This is a genomic window from Azospirillum sp. TSH64, assembly GCF_003116035.1.
Taxonomy (GTDB): domain Bacteria; phylum Pseudomonadota; class Alphaproteobacteria; order Azospirillales; family Azospirillaceae; genus Azospirillum.
This window is the reverse complement of record NZ_LGQW01000015.1, coordinates 3,794,237-3,810,148: the sequence shown is the minus strand read 5'-3', so window position 1 is coordinate 3,810,148 and position 15,912 is coordinate 3,794,237. Positions and strand designations below refer to the sequence as shown.

Here is a 15,912-nt window from a genome sequence, read left to right as displayed (position 1 = left end):
CGGGCGGGGGCTCCGTCGGGAAAGGGTCAGTAGCCGGTGCCGGCGTCCACCACGTCGCGCAGCGGTTCGCCGCGCGCGTAGGCGTCGAGGTTGGCGAGGATGCGGTCGGCCAGCCGCCGCTCGAAATCCGGGGCGGACCACGAGACATGCGGCGTCAGCCGGATCGCCGGATGGCGGTAGAAGGGGTGGCCGGCGGGCAGCGGTTCGGGGTCGGTGACGTCCAGCGTGGCGTTGGCGACCCGGCCGCTCTCGATGGCGGCGAGCAGGGCGTCCTGATCGACCAGCGCGCCGCGGGCGACGTTGACCAGATGCAACCCCGGCTTGGCCTGCGCCAGCAGGTCGGCGCTCACCAGCCCGCGGGTGGCGGCAGTCAGCGGCAGTGCGAGCACCAGATGGTCGCTGACCGCCGCCAACTCCTCCAGCCGGTCGAACGGTTCGACGCCCGGTTCCGGCTCGGCCCAGCCGGAGCGGCGCACCGCCCCGACGGCCATCCCGAAAGCGAGCGCCCGCTCGGTCACCGCCCGGCCGATGGCGCCGAAGCCGGCCAACCCCAGCCGCTTACCGGAGATGCTGCCCAGCGTCTCGCGCCGCCAGTCCTCCGGTCCGGTAAGGCGGATGGTCTCCCACCGCTTCTCAACGGTCAGGATCGCCGTCATCGCGTAATCGGCGATGGCCGCCGCCGACACGCCGCGGGCGCAGGTGACGACCGGGGCGCCGCCGAGCAGCCAAGGCGGATAGAAATCCATGCCGGTGGACGCCGACTGGATCCAGCGCAAGCCCTTGCCCCAGCCGGTGGGAGGGGCGGCGGGCGCCTCCTCCCACCCGATCAGCGGACGGGTCAGCAAAACCTCGACCCCGGTTGGGACCTGCCACGGTGCGTGGCCGGCCTCATGCGTCAGCACCGTGGGGCGCGAGGGGTGGGCGGCGATGCGCTCCCCCACAACGGGGCCAAGCTGGTTGAGGATGACCGGAGACTGCGCTGGCACGATGCCTCACTCCGCCGCGACGGCCTGGGCGCGCTGGCGCTCGGCCACCAGCTGGCGGACGCGCGGCAGCAGGTCCCGGCCATAGGCGATGGCGTCGGGCAGCGGGTCGAAGCCGCGGATCAGGAAGGTGGTGACGCCGAGGTCGTAATAGTCGAGCAGGGCGTCGGCGACCTGATCCGGCGTGCCGACCAGCGACGTGGAGTTGCCCTTCGCCCCGGTCAGGGCGGCGATGGCGGTCCACAGGCGCTTGTCGTGGCGATGCCCCTTGTCGGCGATGGCGAGCAGGCGGCGGGCGCCCTCGTTGTTCGGCAGGTCGCCGCGGGTGAAGCCGGTCTTCTCCAGCAGCGCCTTGGCCTTTTCGTAGATGGCCTCGGCCTTGGCCCAGGCGGCGTCCTCGGTCTCGGCCAGGATCGGGCGCAGCGACAGGCTGAAGGCCGGCTGCGGACGGCCCGCCTTGGCGACGGCGGCACGCACGCGGGCCAGAAGTTCGCGCACCTGATCGTGTGTCTCCCCCCACACCGCATAGGTGTCGGCATGGCGTCCCGCCACCTCGACCGCCGCGGCGGAGGCGCCGGCGATCCACACCGGGATGCCCGACGGGTTGTAGGGCTTCACCTGCGAGAAGGCCTTCTCGACCTGATAGAAGCGGCCCTGATAGTCGAAGGGCTTGTCGCTGATCCATTCGGCGCGGACGATGTCGAGGAACTCGGAGGTGCGGGCATAGCGGTCGTCCTTGTCGTCCACAAGGTTGCCGTCGCGGGCAAGCTCGCTGCGCTCGGCGCCGGTGATGACGTTGATGGCGACACGGCCGCGGCTCAGCTGGTCCAGCGTGGCGAACTGGCGGGCGAGGATGGTCGGCGCCTGGAAGCCGGGGCGGTGGGCGATCAGCACGCCCAGCCGGTCGGTGACGCTGGTGATGTGCTGGCTGACCTGAAGGCTGTCCGGCGCATCGGCATGGAAGGCCTGGAGCACGGAATCGAAGCCGCCCAGCTCATGCGCCTTGGCGACCGTCTCGATATAGTCGCGGTCCACCACCGGGCCTTGGCGCGGGATGATCTCCGATGCATTGTGGTTGCCGACGAAGCCGACGAAGCGGAGCGGATGGGCGGAGGCACTGTGGGAGGCGGTCATGGCGGTGGTTCCCTTTTTGTGGCTGGCGAGGGATTGGGGTGGCGCCAACTGGCCGATAGGGCTCAGCTGAGCGGACGCGACAGGATGTCGGTGAAGCGGCGGTCGAAGGCCGAGGCGATGTCGATGCGCTTCGGCAGGACGCCGAGCTGGTGGAAGGTGTCGGCGACGTTCTGGGCCGAGGCGATGTCGGCATCGGTGATCGGCGCCAGATCGCGCTGGCGGGAGTTCTTGCGCAGGATTTCCAGGTCGGTTTCGACCGGCACGCCGATGGCGGTGGAATGGACCTGTGCCCAGCGCTCCAGATTGGCGGCGCGCCAGGCGAAGGCGCGGCGCAGCTGCAGGAAATAGTCGCCGATGGCGGCCGACTTGCCCGGATCGGCCAGCGCGTCGGGCGAGGCGAGATACAGGTAGTTGCCCGACAGGTAGCCGTTGGAGGTGACGAGAACGCGCGCGCCCTTCTTTATGGCGAAGGGCACCGAATAGCCGTAGATCGCCCAGGCATCGAGCGCGCCCTGCTCGAAGGCGGCCTGTCCCTCCGACGGGGTCAGGCTGATCGGCTGGATGTCGGTGAAGCGCAGCCCGGCTTCGCCAAGCATCTTGGCGAGATAGTATTGCGTGGTGGTTGCGCGGACATAGCCGACGCGCTTGCCCTTCAGGTCGGCGACCGATTTGATCGGGCTGCCGGGCGGCACCAGCACCACCTGCCAGTTCACGTCGTCCTTGACCACCGCGACGATGGACAGGCGGGCGCCGGCGGCGATGCCGAAGGCGGGCGGGATCTCGCTGCTGGAGCCGACGTCGATGGAGCCGGCGTTGATCGCCTCGACGATCAGGTTGCCCGATGCGAACTCGGCGAACTGCGACCGGAAGCTGGACCCGGCATTGCCGGACGCCTCCAGCGCCAGCCCGTCCAGCGCCTTGTAGTCGGCGATGCGCAACACGGTTTCGGAGGCTGGGCCGGAGGCACCCTGTGCAAGGCCGGGCAGGGTGCCCAGCGCCAGGGCGCCGCAGGTGCCGCGCAGCAGAGTGCGGCGGCTGAACGGGGTGGAGGAGAGGCGGACAAGATCGGTCGTCATGGCGTCGGGTCCGTCGGCGTCGAGGGTCAGAGGCTGGGCGCTGCGGCGGCACCGGCGGGCAGGCCGTAGCCGCCGGGCCTTGCGCCGGCTGCCCTGGCGTCGGTGCGTTGCGGTTCCCGTGCGGCCAGATGCTCCTCGTCGACGCCAAGCTCGGTCAACAGGCGAGAGCGCAGCGCGATGAAGCCGGGGTCGCCATGGCGCCGCGGACGGGCGAGCGGGATCGGGATGTCGGCGGCGATCTTGCCGTCCGCCATCACCACGGCGCGGTCTGCCAGCAACAGCGCCTCGTCCACGTCGTGGGTCACCAGCAAGACGGCGGGGGAATGGGCGCGCCACAGCGTCTCCACCAGACCCTGCATGCGCATCCGGGTCAGCGCGTCCAGCGCCGCGAAAGGCTCGTCCAGCAGCAGCAGGCGCGGTTCACGGACCAGGGCGCGGGCCAGCGCCGCCCGCTGCGCCTCGCCGCCCGACAGGGTCAGCGGCCAAGCATTGGCGCGGTGGGACAGCCCGACCTCCGCCAGGGCCGCGAGGCCGCGGGCTTCGGCATCCGGACGGCGCAGGCCCAGCGTGACGTTGCGCAGCACCCGCATCCAGGGCACAAGCCGCGGCTCCTGGAACACCACGGCGCGCTCGTCCGGCAGTTGCACCGTGCCCTCCGGCGCCGGGTCCAGCTTGGCCAGGGTGCGCAGCAGCGTCGACTTGCCGCAGCCGGATCGGCCGAGCAGCGCGGTGAAGGAGCCGGGCTGAAGGTCGAGCGACAGGCCGTCCAGCACATTGCCGTTGCCGAAGTTGCGGACGAGGCCGCGGACGCTGACGACAGGCTTGCCGATGGTGGACTGGGAGGCGGGGATTCGGGAAAGGGCGTGGCTCATGGAGGGTCACTCCTTGATGAAGGCCGGGCGCCAGACCAGTGCCCTGCGTTCGATGACGCGGACGATCAGGTCGGCGAGCAGGCCGAGGATGGCGTAGACGATCAGGGCGACGATGATCACGTCGGTGCGCAGGAACTCCCGCGCCGTCATCGCCAGATAACCGATGCCGCTGGAGGCGTTGATCTGTTCGCCCACCACGAGGCTGAGCCACGCCACGCCGAGCGCGTAGCGCAGGCCGGTCAGGAAGGCGGGCAGGGCCCCCGGCAGGATGACCTGGGCGATCATCTCCCCCCTTGTCAGGCCCAGGGTGGAGACCGCCTCCACCACCTTGGCGTCGACGGTGCGGATGCCGGCGAACAGGTTCAGGTAGATCGGAAAAGCGGTGCCGAGTGCGACGAGCGCGATCTTCGGCGTCTCGCCGATGCCGAACCACAGGATGAACAGCGGAACCAGCGCCAGATGGGGCAGGGTGCGCAGCATTTGCAGCAGCGCATCCAGCGCATCCTCCCCCCGCCGTGACAGGCCGGCGATCAAGGCGCAGACGGTGCCGACCGACACGCCGATCGCGAGCCCGGCGCTGACCCGGCCGAGCGAGACCAGCAGATGCACCGCCAGTTCGCCGCTGACCGTCAAGTCCCAGAAGGCGGTCAGGATCTGGCTTGGCGAGGGGATGGTACGGGTGGAAATCCAGCCCAGCCCGACGCTGGCCTGCCAAAGGACCAGCAGCGCCAGCGGCACCGCACAGCGGCGCAGACCCGCCGGAAGAGCCCCCGCCGGAAGCGTCCATCTCCGGGATCGGGATCCCGTTCGTTGGGTCGCGGTGGCTGCCGTCATCATCCCTCCCGATGCCGTTCGATTGCGGTGGCTACGGGAGAAAGCCTATTCCTATTGCGTGAATAGGAAAAACAAAAAACACAAACTACACTGTTGAGAAAAACTTAAGTAACGTGAATTTTATGTTATATCTGTGCGCCCGCGTCGCGCAGGACCGCGGCCAGCGAGTCCGCCAGAATCCCGTGCAGACGGTCGACCGCCGGATTGGCGGCGGACGGCGCGCGATGCAGTTCCAGCGGGACCGAGCCCAGTTCCGGCAGGTCATGATGCGGTTCGAGGGGCGCCAGCGTTTCGGGCAGGCCCAGCGGTGTGCGGATCGTGACGCCCAGCCCGGCTTCCACCGCCGCCCACAGGCCGGACAGGCTGGGGCTGGTGAAGGTGATGCGCCACGGGCGCCCGCCACCGTCCAGCCGCTCGATGCCGTGCTGGCGGAACATGCAGGGCGCGTCGAGCAGGGCCAGCGGCAGAGGGCTTTCCCGGTCGGCGCGGAATCCGTCCGATGCGACCCAGGCCACCGGCAGATGGGCCAGAGTGGCCGCTCCGGTCGTCGTCCTTGCGGAATCGCCGCCGATCTCACCGAAGGCCAGGGCGAGATCGAGCGCCCCTTGCGCCACCCGCTCGCGCAGTTCGCGCCCGCGGCCGACCTGGGCCTCGACATGGATGCGGGGATGGGCGCGGTGGAAGGAGCCGAGCACGGATGGCAGCCAACGTTCCGCCAGATCCTGGGGAAAGCCGACCCGCACGGTGCCGTCCATCGCCCGGCCGCGGGCGGCCGATAGCGCCTCGTCATTCAGGGCGACGATGCGGCGGGCATAGCCGAGCAACAGGTCGCCCGCATCGGTCAGCGCCACCGTGCGGCCGGCCTTGCGGAACAGCGGCTGGCCGACCTGCTCCTCCAGCTTCTTCATCTGCAGGCTGATCGCCGACTGGGTCCGCCCCAGCCGTTCGGCGGCACGGGCGAAACCGCCATGCTCCATGGCGATCACCAGCGCCCGCAGCACATCCATGTCGAGGTTGGTCGGAAGCATCGCCATCCCGCATCGCCTCCCTGCGGTTCGCCGCCGTCAGGCCGGCAGCGCGCTGTTGAAGCCGGGATCGAAGATCGCCGCCGCGTCCAGCCGCTTGGGAATGATGCCGAACTCGCGCCAGACGTCGGACGTCGCCTGCTGGTCGGCGATGACCGAGGCGTCGATGGCGACCGGCCGCGCCCGCTCGACGCCGAAGGTGTGGCGGGCGATGGTGGGATCGACACCGACCGTCCTTGCCCAGATGCCGGCATAGGCGTCGCTGTTCTCCAGCGCCCACAGCCGGGCGGCGGCGAAGCGGCGGATCAGGTCGGTCAACGCCTCGCGCTTGGTGGAGATCGCCTCCAGCGTGGCGGATTGATAGGACAGGCCGCTCATCAGGCCGCTGCCGGTGACGACCGCGCGGGCGCCGTCCACCAGCAGCGCCTGCGAGACATAGATGCCCCAGCTCGACCAGGCGTCGATGGAACCGGCGGCCAGAGCCGATTTGGCGTCGGACGGCAGCAGGAAGGCGATCTTCACGTCGTCCGGCTTCAGTCCGTTCGCCTTCAGCGCCGCCAGCACGAGGTAATGGCCGATGGAGCCGCGCCCGGTGCCGATGGTCTTGCCCTTCAGGTCGGCGACGCTGCGGATGGGGGAGGAGCCCGGCACCAGGATGGTGGTGCTCTGCGGGTTGGAGCGGACGGCGCCGATGATCTTTGCCGAGGTGCCGGCGGCCAGCGCGAAGGTGGTCGGCGCGTCGCCGGCATAGCCGACCTCGATGGCACCGGCGTTCAGCGCCTCCAGCAGCGGGGCGGCGGCCGGGAACTGGCTCCATTCGATGCGGTAGGGCAGGTCGGCCAGAAGCCCGGCCGCCTCGATCACCGATTGGACGCCCCCCTTCTGGTCGCCGACCTTCAGCACGGTGCCGGCGGGAATGGCAGCGTTCGCCGGCCGCAGGGGCGCGAGCCCGGCGGCGAGCGCGCCGACACCGAGGCCGAGAGCATGACGGCGGGTGAGGGAGAACGGTCGATCAAGGCTCATGATGGTCTCCTGCGGAGCGTGGCTCCGGGACAAGGGAGGGAGGGTTCCGCGCCGCCAGCAGCGCGTCGGCCAGCTCGACGAAGCCGTCGCCGCCGGGGCCGCGCGTGATCCAGGCCGGCGGCCGGGGGATCTCGGACAGGAAGTCGATGACCGTGCTGACGCCGACGGAGGTCGGGAAATGGGCGAACATCGGCGCGTCGTTGACCGAATCGCCGGCATAGGCGACGGTCTCCGGTGCGGCGTCGATGTCGAGGCCATGAACCTCGCGCATCACCCGGCGCGCCATGCCGAGCTTGTCGTAGCCGCCGAACCAGCCGAGCACCCATAGGGAATTGACCGTCACCTCCGCTCCGGCGTTGCGGAAGTGACGGACCAGCGCCGTTCGCAAGGCGGGATCGGAAGGAACGCGGAAGGCGAGGCTGCACAGGCGGAAAGGCTGGTCGCTCGCCAATTCCACCTCGGGCAGAACGGCGTGGATGGCCTGCCGCAGACGCTCCAGCCGCCTTGCGGCCACCGTGCGCTCCTCCTCCCCGTGCCAATAGCGCCGCTCGACATCGCCGTCGGCGGTACGGCGCAGGAACAAGCCGCCATTCTCGGCGATCACCCCATCCACCGGCCACATGCGCGCCATCTGGTCGGCCCAGCCAGCCGGGGCGGCAGTGACCGGCAGGACCGGAATTCCGGCATCGCGCAGCCGCTCCAGAGCCTTGTAGGTTCGGGCGGACAGGCGGCCCCGGTGGGTGAGAGTGTCGTCCATGTCGGTCAGGACGAACCGCACGCGGGCCAGGGCCGCCGCCGGAGCCTTCGCCAGCGGACGCAGAGCGGCGCTGACGGTCATGCGGCCACCGTCCGCCGCGGGTCCTGGCGACGATCCGCCGGCACGGCGATCTGGGTGCGGTGCATGCGGCGGCGCTGGTCCTCGGGGAAGGGGTCGCGGCGGTGCATGGTCCAGCGGTTGTCCCACATCACCAGATCGCCGACACGCCAGCGGTGGTGCCAGGCAAGCTCCGGCCGCACTGCCGCCGCCCAGATTTCATCCAGCAGCGCCTCGCTCTCCGCCACCGACAGGCCGGGGATGTGGGCATGGGGACGGCGGCCCAGCAGCAATGCCCTGGCCCCCGTCACCGGGTGGGCGATGACCAGCGGATGCACCGTGCCCGGCGAGGTGGCGACATCGGTCGGCGGGAGGAACCCCTGGCGCAGGTAGCCGCCGCTGTTGGTGGTGCTGTCATGCTTGATCGACAGCCCCTCCACCCGCCGTTTCAGCGTCGCCGGCAAGGCGTCATAGGCGGCGAACATGCTGAGGAAGCCGGTGTCGCCGCCCTCCGCCGGCACTTCCAGCGCATAGAGGCTGCTGGCGTAGGGAGGGGTCTCCAGATAGGTCATGTCGGCGTGCCACACCGACTCCCCCGCGCCCAGCGCGCCGATGGGCCGGCCATTCTCCGTGACGTTGGAGATGACGTAGACCTCCTCATGGCCCGGCGCGTGCAGCCGTCCATTCTCGGTGATCGGTGCCTTGTCGAGCGGACCGAAATGGGCGGAGACGCGGACGAGGTCGGCGTCCGACAGGGTCTGGTCGCGGAAGACCAGCACCAGATGGCGGTCCAGCGCGTCGGCGAGGGCCGAAGCCGTGCCGGTGCTGAACGGCTGCGACAGGTCGAGATTGCGGATCTCGGCACCCAGCGTCGGGGTCACCGGATGGATGGTGAGGTCTGGATCGGACATGCGAACCCTCAGCTGCCGGCGCGGTCATGGATGTCGGTGAAGAACAGGTCGCGCCAGTCGGCCGGCCGGTTGCGGATCGAGCCGATGCGCGCCATGAAGTCGGTGAAAATGCCGATGCCGCGCGGGGTGAGATCGTATGAGATCTCCGGATGCGCGATCATCGCCGCCACCTCCTCCACGCCGAGCTTGGAGTTCTCGATGCGGATGTAGGCGCGCGCCGCCTCCTGCGGGTCGGCCTTGATCTGCGCCACCGCGTCCTCAAGCGCCGCCAGCACCGCTTTGGTCAGCTTCGGGTTGGCGTCGTGGAAGGCGGCGGAGGTCCACAGCGCGCTGAAGGAGGCGGGGCCGCCCAGAACGTCGTAGCTGCTCAGCACCTTGTGGATCTTGGGATCGCGCAGCTGCTGGTCCTGGAAGGGCGGGCTGGTGAAATGGGCGGTGATCTCGGTCTTGCCGGACAGCAGGGCGGCGGTGCCGTCGGGATGGGCCAGCGAGACGGTCTGGGGATCGAGCTTCGCATGCTGGCCCGGGCCGAAGGTCTTCTCCGCCGCGATCTGCAGCACGATGGCCTGATAGGAGGCGCGGACCGAGGGCACGACGATGCGGTCCTTGTCGGTGAAGTCCGTCAGGCCCTTCACCTCGGGCCGGTTGGTGTTGAGGTAGGCCGGCTGGGCGTTCAGCGCCGCCAGCCCGCGCAGGTTGGCGTTCCCCTTCGTCTTATCCCAGGCGATGATGAAGGCGGGCACGCCGGCTGCGCCGAAGTCGGCATTGCCGGACAGGGTGGCTTCGGTGATCGTCGTCGGGTTGCCGAGCGGGGTGTAGCTGGCCTTCACCTCCCTCAGCCCGGCGGCGCGCGCCTGCGACTCCACCAGCCCCTTGTCCTGCATGACATAGAGCGGCAGATAGCCGAGGCCGAGATTGCGGGCGAAGCGAACCTCGGTCGCCTCTGCCTGTGCCGTCTGCGGCATCGAGGCGGCGATCCCGCCGGCGAGAAGCAGAGCGGAGCCCAGCAGGGTCCGCCGCCGAATGGAAAAGGGCTTGGTCATGAGCTGTCCCATCCGGTGCGTCAGATGACGTGGAAATTGTGGGCGCCGTCGCGCTTCAGCTGATCGACCAGCTCAAGCTCCCAGTCGATGTAGCCCTGCATGGCGGCGGCGCTGTTGTCGGTGCCCTCGTAGGGGCGCTTGTAGACGTCGTCGGGTTCGCCCCCCAGCCGGTCGAGATCGGTGCTGAGCGGCAGTCCGGCTGCCACCCAGCCCTTGGTGCCGCCCGCCAGCAGAAGCGGACGTCGCTCGCCAGACAAATGGGAAAGGGTGAAATCGGCGACGGCATAGCGGGTCAGCGTGCCATCGCCGCAGGTCAGCACCGGGCGGACCCCCTTGGGCAGGAGGGCAATGGTGCCGGCCAGCCGGGCGCGGGTGGAAAAATAGGCCCCCGGAATGTGCCCGGCGCGGTAGCGCGGGCTGCGGGTGATGTCGATCACCACCGCCTCGCCATTCTCCAGCAGGGCCAGCAGGTCGCGCGGCGCGATGGTCTCCGCTCCCACCTCCGGCTCCGGCGGCAGGCGGCGGCGGTCGGGGCCGCTCTCGCTGCCCAGCTCGGACACGTCGCCCTCCAGCACATGCACCTCCCAGCCAAGCTGCGACAGCCAAGAGGCGGACATGTCGGCGCGCGGACCACCGCCGCCGGCCGGATCGTCGGCCAGGACGATGCGGGCGCCACGCACCCCGACATACTCGTCGGTCGCCTGGACCAGCTGGCCGCCGGCGGCGTGGCGGAATCCCGGCAGGTGCCCGGCCTCATACTCCTCCGGCGTGCGCACGTCGAAGAGATGGAGCGTCCGGCGTTCGTCGCCGCGGAAGCGGTCAAGCGTTGCCGCGTCGATCCGGCCGACGCCGGCCCGGTCGGCAACCGCCCGCGCCGCCCGGCGGCCGGCGGCGTCGCCCTCTGCAGAGACCTCCGGGAAGCGGCCGTCCCGCCCGCTGTCCAGCGTCAGCCCGGCCAGCGTCCATCCGATGGTGCCGTTGCGCAGGGCGGCGACCCGGTTGGGAATCCCGGCATTCACCAGCGACTGGGTGCCGATGATCGACCGCGTGCGGCCGGCGCAGTTGACCACCACGAGAGTGTCGGGGTTGGGGGCGATGTCGTGGACGCGCTTGACCAGCTCGGCGCCCGGCACGCTGATGCCGCCGGGAATCGACATGGTGCGGTATTCCTCGAAGCGGCGGGCGTCGAGGATGACCAGATCGGCCTTGGCGTCGATCAGTGCCTTCACCTCCGCAGCCGGCAGCGAGGGGGTGTGGCGATGGTGCTCGACCCACTCGCCGAAGGCCTTGCTCGGCACGTTCACGTCCCGATAGACCTCGAATCCGGCGGCGATCCAGCCGGCCAGCCCGCCCTCCAGCAGCGTCACGTCGCCGTAGCCCAGCGCCTGGAGCCGGCGGGCGGCCGGCTCGGCATAGCCTTCGCCATCGTCATAGACGGTGATCGGCACGTCGCGCCGCGGCAGCAGGTCGTAAGCGAGCAACTCCACGCGGCTCAGCGGGACGGAGACGGCAAACAGCGGGTGGGCCAGCGAATAGGGGCCTTCCTCCCGCGCGTCGAGCAGGGCGACCTCGTCGCGTTCGATCCAGGCGCGGCGGATGTCGGCGGGGCGGCGGGTGGAGAGCGGAGCGGTTGCGGTGACGGCTGCGGTCATGGCGGTGACGGATCCTCAGGCGGCGTGGGGGACGGGCTGCGAGCGGTCCCACAGGTTGGGCAGGGCGCTGTTGGCGTAGCCGGAGATGAAGGGCTTGCGCTGGCCGGTCAGCGGGTCGAACACCGACCGCCGGACGGCGCCGATGTTGCCGCCATAGATGTGGATGCTGATGGACGGCCGGTCAGCCAGCGCGTTGGAGATCGCATGGACATCGCCGATGCGGGGCGACACCGCCTCGACCGACCCGGCCTTCAGGATTTCGGGCGGATGGGCGACCGGCGGGCCGCCCTGCGGCTGGAGGTCATAGCGTTGCGAGCGTTCCGCCCCGCGCAGGATGCCGACGAGGCCCCAGACAGTGTGGTCGTGGATCGGCGTCCGCTGCCCCGGTCCCCAGACGAAGCTGACGACGGAGAAGCGCTCGTACGGGTCGCAATGCAGCAGATACTGGCGATACTGCACCGGGTCGGGCTGGGCATAAGCGTCGGGCAGCCAATCGTCGACGGCGATCAGCCCGGCCAGCAGGGCGCGGCCGGCATCGAGCACCGCGGGCTCGTCGTCGCCGTGCCGCTCCACCAGCCGGGTGAAGTCGGCGATGAAGCCGCGCAGACGTTCCAAGTTCAGGGTGGCGGTAGCGGGTGGGAAGCTGTCGGGCATGGTCGGGTGTCCTCACCAGGTCTCGGCAAGGCCGAGCAGTTCGAGAATGCGGTGACGAAGCTCAGTCAGGACCGGATCGCCGCGGTGGCGGGGATAGGGGCGGTCGATGGACAGGTCGGCCTTGATGCGGGCCGGGCGGCCGCTGAACACGATCACGCGGGTCGCCATGAACAGCGCCTCCTCGATGTCGTGGGTGACCAGCAGGCCGGTGAAGCCCGAACTGCGCCACAGATCGACCAGCTCGCTCTGCATCGCCAGCCGGGTCAGGCTGTCCAGCTTGCCCAGCGGTTCGTCGAGGATCAGCAGACGCGGGTCGTTGACCAGGGCGCGGGCCAGCGCCGCGCGTTGTGCCATGCCGCCGGACAGCTGGTGCGGATAGGCCTTCTCGAAACCGGTCAGCCCGACCAGCGCCAGCGCCTTGTCGATCCGGTGGCCTTGCGAGCGCAGCAGGCCGCGCGCCTCCAACCCCAGGGCGACATTGTCGCGCACGGTGCGCCAGGGATAGAGCGTCGGGTCCTGGAAGACGACGACGCGCGACGGGTCGGGACCGTCGATGGGGCGGCCGTCGGCCAGGATGCCGCCGCGGCTGGGCGGTTCCAGTCCGGCGACGAGGCGCAGCAGGGTGGACTTGCCGCAGCCGCTTGGTCCCAGCAGGGCGACCAGCTCGCCCGGCTCCACCCGCAGTTCCACCCCGTCCAGCACCGGCAGCGGTGCGCCATGCAGTTCGAAGCTGTGGCTGACCGCCTGCACGTCGATGGTCATGCCAGTGGTCATGCCGGCAGTGTCGGTGTTTTCGAGCGCTACCATTTGAGCATTCCCTTCTGCCAGGCGAGCAGGCGGTCGCGGACGCGGAACAGCAGCGTCACCAGACCGGAGCAGAGCAGCGCCATCACCAGCAGGGCCGCATACATGTTGCCGTAGGCGGCCCAGCCCTGGGCCCATTGCAGGTACCAGCCGACCCCGGACTTCACGCCCAGCATCTCCGCCACCACCAGGACGGCGAAGGAGGCGCCCAGCCCCATGAACAGCCCGACGAAGACATGCGGCATCGCCGCCGGAACGGCGACCTTCAGCACCAGGAAGCGCGGGGAGGCGCCCAGCGTGCGGGCGATGTCGTAATAGGCGCTGTTGACCCCGGCCACGCCGGACCAAGTGAGGACGGTCACCGGCACGCCGCTGGCCAGCGCGATCAGGAAGACGCTGGCGCTCCAACTGGTGGGAAAGGCGAAGAAAGCGATGGGCAGCCACGCGGTGGCCGGCAGCGGGCCGATCAGCCGCAGAACCGGGTGCACCCAATAGCCGACCGCGCGCGACCAGCCGATGGCGACCCCCGTCACCACGCCAAGGATCGAACCCACGGCATAGCCGGTGACCAGCAGCCTCAGCGAAGCGGCGAAGCAGTCGAGCAGCCGCGGCCAGTCGTCGAGATAGACCTCCAGCAGCGCCTGCGGCGGCACGAAGAAGGGGCGCGGAAGCAGATTGAGCTTGGCGGTCAGGATTTCCCAGCCGGTGACGCCCAGCGCCAGGGCGATCAGCCAGGGAACGGACGCCGACAGGCTGCCGATGGCGGCCTCCAGCCGGCTGCGCGGTGCAGGGCGGATCGCCGCGGCCAGCAGGGCGGCCAGCACCAGCAGCCCGGCGGCGACCACCAGCAGGCTGGCGAACTCGCCGGTCCGCTCCCACTCCTGGGCATCGGCAGCGTCGGGCCACAGGGCCGTCACCCCGGACGCGGCGAACCACAGCAGGGCGGCGGCGGAGAAGCGCAGGAGGAGGTTGGACGGCAGGCCGCCGCCTATTGGCAAAGCTCCGCCGTTGGCCGCCGGCAGGGCGGCGGCCGTGTCGTTCACGCTCATGATCGATCTCCCGTTCGGCCGGGATTTGCCGGCCGCTACGGCGTTGGGCTCAGAGGATCACCACCGCCTTCGACGCGTCCAGCCGCGGGGCGCGCGGGCGCGACGGCGGGCCGTCGGCATGGCCCAGCGCCACCAGCAGGTTGGTGCGGAGACGGCCGTCGGCGAAGAATTCCGCATCGACCGCTTCGGCATCGAAGCCGGACATCGGCCCGGCATCCAGACCCAGCAGCCGGGCGGCCAGGATCAGGTAGCCGGCCTGGAGGCTGCCGTTGCGGAAGGCCGTGGTCTCGGCCAGCGACGGCTCGTCGACGAACATCGGCGAGGGGTCGTAATGCGGACTCAGCAGCGGCAGATGCTCGAAGAAGCGGCGGTCATAGGCGACGATGGCGATGGCGCCGGCCGTCAGCTTGGACTGATTGCCGCGGCTCAAGGCTGGCCGCAAGCGCTCCTTCGCCTCCGGCGTGGTCAGGAAGACGAAGCGCGCCGGGCTGCCGTTGAAGGCGGTCGGCGCCAGCCGGACCAGATCGTAGAGGCGGTGGAGCGTCTCCACCGGGACCGGCCGGTCGGACCAGCTTTGCGGCGTGCGGGCGGTGAGGAACAGGCGGTCAGCCGCCGCCTGGGAGATGTCGTCGGGCAGCTGTTCGGTGACGGGAAGGGTGGTGTCCGGCATGGGAGCGGGCTCCGTCAGGGGATTGGGTCACGACCAGACATGCTGGCGGCGGTCGTCGATCCGCTTGGCCTTGTGGACGGCGCGGGGCAGCGTGCCGGGGGCGAGCAGGGCGACCTCCGCCCCGACGCCGGTGGCAGCCTTCAGCTGGCGGCGCAGCCGGCCCCGAAGCTCTTCCGGATCGCCGTTGAAGCCGTGGGTGTGTTCCGCCTCGACCGTCAGGCGGTCCAGCCGCTCGACCCGGTCGAGCACCAGCCGGTATTCGCCGGTCAGGGCCGGATCCTGGCGCACCACCGCCTCCACGTCGCCGGGGAACAGGTTGACGCCCTTGACGATCAGCATGTCGTCGAGCCGGCCATGCACGCCATTCAGCCGCAGCGAGGTGCGGCCGCAGCGGCAGGGCTCCGTCGTCACCGACACGATGTCGCCGGTGCGGAAGCGGATGATCGGGCGGGCGCGCTTGCGCAGGGTGGTCAGCACCAGCTCGCCGCGCTCGCCCTCCGCCACCGGTTCGAGGGTTTCGGGGTTCAGCACCTCGACCAGGATATGGTCCTCGGCCCAGTGCAGCCCGTCCTTCTCCACGCACATGCCGGCGCAGGAGCCGAAGATGTCGGACAGGCCGTAATAATCGTAGACCTCCGCCCCCCACAGCGCCTCGATCCGCTCGCGTGTCTCCGGGATCGAGCCGCCGGGCTCGCCCGCCACGAACAGCCGGCGGACGGCGAGGTCGCGGGCCGGGTCGATGCCCTCGCGCTGGGCGGTCTCGCCGAGATGCCAGGCGTAGGACGGTGTCGTCCACAGCGCCGTCGCTCTAAACTGGTTCAGCACCGCCAGCAGCCGTTCCGACGGCAGGGTTCCGGCATGGATGCTGAGCGCGCCCAGCTTCTGCGCCCCCAGCACGCAGGGACCGCCGACGAACAGCGAGAAGTTCAGCGCATGGGCATAGCGGTCGGTCGGCCGCAGGCCGCTCGACCAGAACTGCCGCGCCTCATAGTCGATCCACTCTTCGAAGTCCTTGGCGGTAAAAGGCGAGGCGGTCGGCACCCCGGTCGATCCGCTGGAGGCGGAGATGTAGACGATCTCCCGTTCCGGCACGGCGACCAGATCGCCGAAGGGCGGCACCGCGACCTGACGGTCGCGGATGGTCGCCTTGTCCAGGAAGGGAAACCGCCGCAGATCGTCCAGCGTGCGCAGGTCTCCCGGCGACACCCCCTGCGCGTCGAAGGTGGCGCGGTAGTAGGGCGAGCCTTCGTAGGCGTGCCGCAAATGGTCCTTCAGCAGGTCGAGCTGCAATTGCCGCCAGTCGGCACGGCTCTGGGTTTCCAGACCGGGCTGCCAGTATGCGTCATGGTCCTGAACCGCCACTTTTTC

The 15,912-nt window shown here is 70.1% G+C and carries 16 protein-coding genes; all 16 read right to left on the bottom strand.

Annotation, left to right across the window (positions count from 1 at the left end; all coding sequences use genetic code 11):
- Nucleotides 1-26: 26 nt before the first annotated feature.
- The 16 genes from TSH64_RS18700 to TSH64_RS18625 all read right to left on the bottom strand — a co-directional run bounded on the left by TSH64_RS18700 (nucleotide 27) and on the right by TSH64_RS18625 (nucleotide 15,906).
- Complete coding sequence (locus TSH64_RS18700) at nucleotides 27-986, bottom strand: D-isomer specific 2-hydroxyacid dehydrogenase family protein (protein WP_109447220.1); 960 nt, start codon at nucleotides 984-986, stop codon at nucleotides 27-29.
- A 6-nt stretch (nucleotides 987-992) separates the two neighbouring features.
- Nucleotides 993-2,117, bottom strand: coding sequence for an LLM class flavin-dependent oxidoreductase (locus TSH64_RS18695; protein ID WP_109447217.1), 1,125 nt, complete (start codon nucleotides 2,115-2,117; stop codon nucleotides 993-995).
- Nucleotides 2,118-2,179: 62 nt separating this feature from the next.
- Entirely contained in the window at nucleotides 2,180-3,193 is a 1,014-nt protein-coding gene (locus tag TSH64_RS18690; protein ID WP_109447215.1) for an ABC transporter substrate-binding protein, read from the bottom strand.
- Nucleotides 3,194-3,219: 26 nt separating this feature from the next.
- Nucleotides 3,220-4,065 (bottom strand): ABC transporter ATP-binding protein, encoded by an 846-nt coding sequence (locus tag TSH64_RS18685; protein WP_109447213.1) that lies wholly within the window; start codon nucleotides 4,063-4,065, stop codon nucleotides 3,220-3,222.
- Between the two features lie 6 nt (nucleotides 4,066-4,071).
- Nucleotides 4,072-4,899, bottom strand: a complete 828-nt coding sequence (locus TSH64_RS18680; RefSeq protein ID WP_109452808.1) for an ABC transporter permease subunit — start codon at nucleotides 4,897-4,899, stop codon at nucleotides 4,072-4,074.
- A 125-nt stretch (nucleotides 4,900-5,024) separates the two neighbouring features.
- A complete protein-coding gene (locus TSH64_RS18675) occupies nucleotides 5,025-5,933 on the bottom strand; it encodes a LysR substrate-binding domain-containing protein (protein ID WP_109447211.1) in 909 nt (302 codons plus the stop codon).
- Between the two features lie 30 nt (nucleotides 5,934-5,963).
- Nucleotides 5,964-6,947 carry an ABC transporter substrate-binding protein gene (locus tag TSH64_RS18670; protein ID WP_109447209.1) on the bottom strand — a complete coding sequence of 328 codons (984 nt, stop codon included), beginning with the start codon at nucleotides 6,945-6,947 and terminating at the stop codon, nucleotides 5,964-5,966.
- Entirely contained in the window at nucleotides 6,937-7,785 is an 849-nt protein-coding gene (locus TSH64_RS18665) for an HAD-IIB family hydrolase (protein WP_109447207.1), read from the bottom strand. Before TSH64_RS18665 ends, TSH64_RS18670 begins: the two co-directional genes overlap by 11 nt.
- Nucleotides 7,782-8,672 (bottom strand): TauD/TfdA family dioxygenase, encoded by an 891-nt coding sequence (locus TSH64_RS18660; RefSeq protein WP_109447205.1) that lies wholly within the window; start codon nucleotides 8,670-8,672, stop codon nucleotides 7,782-7,784. Before TSH64_RS18660 ends, TSH64_RS18665 begins: the two co-directional genes overlap by 4 nt.
- Nucleotides 8,673-8,680: 8 nt before the next feature.
- A complete protein-coding gene (locus tag TSH64_RS18655; protein ID WP_247873027.1) occupies nucleotides 8,681-9,715 on the bottom strand; it encodes an ABC transporter substrate-binding protein in 1,035 nt (344 codons plus the stop codon).
- A gap of 20 nt (nucleotides 9,716-9,735) precedes the next feature.
- The gene (locus TSH64_RS18650; RefSeq protein WP_109447201.1) at nucleotides 9,736-11,367 is read right to left on the bottom strand and encodes a rhodanese-like domain-containing protein; all 1,632 of its coding nucleotides are present in this window, start codon (nucleotides 11,365-11,367) and stop codon (nucleotides 9,736-9,738) included.
- Nucleotides 11,368-11,382: 15 nt separating this feature from the next.
- On the bottom strand, nucleotides 11,383-12,021 hold the full coding sequence (locus TSH64_RS18645) for a cysteine dioxygenase (protein ID WP_109447199.1): 639 nt from the start codon (nucleotides 12,019-12,021) through the stop codon (nucleotides 11,383-11,385).
- 12 nt (nucleotides 12,022-12,033) lie between these two features.
- The gene (locus TSH64_RS18640; RefSeq protein WP_109447197.1) at nucleotides 12,034-12,828 is read right to left on the bottom strand and encodes an ABC transporter ATP-binding protein; all 795 of its coding nucleotides are present in this window, start codon (nucleotides 12,826-12,828) and stop codon (nucleotides 12,034-12,036) included.
- Nucleotides 12,822-13,874, bottom strand: a complete 1,053-nt coding sequence (locus TSH64_RS18635) for an ABC transporter permease subunit (protein WP_109447195.1) — start codon at nucleotides 13,872-13,874, stop codon at nucleotides 12,822-12,824. Before TSH64_RS18635 ends, TSH64_RS18640 begins: the two co-directional genes overlap by 7 nt.
- Nucleotides 13,875-13,923: 49 nt before the next feature.
- On the bottom strand, nucleotides 13,924-14,544 hold the full coding sequence (locus tag TSH64_RS18630) for a malonic semialdehyde reductase (protein WP_109447193.1): 621 nt from the start codon (nucleotides 14,542-14,544) through the stop codon (nucleotides 13,924-13,926).
- Between the two features lie 27 nt (nucleotides 14,545-14,571).
- The gene (locus TSH64_RS18625; protein WP_109447191.1) at nucleotides 14,572-15,906 is read right to left on the bottom strand and encodes a phenylacetate--CoA ligase; all 1,335 of its coding nucleotides are present in this window, start codon (nucleotides 15,904-15,906) and stop codon (nucleotides 14,572-14,574) included.
- Nucleotides 15,907-15,912: the final 6 nt, after the last annotated feature.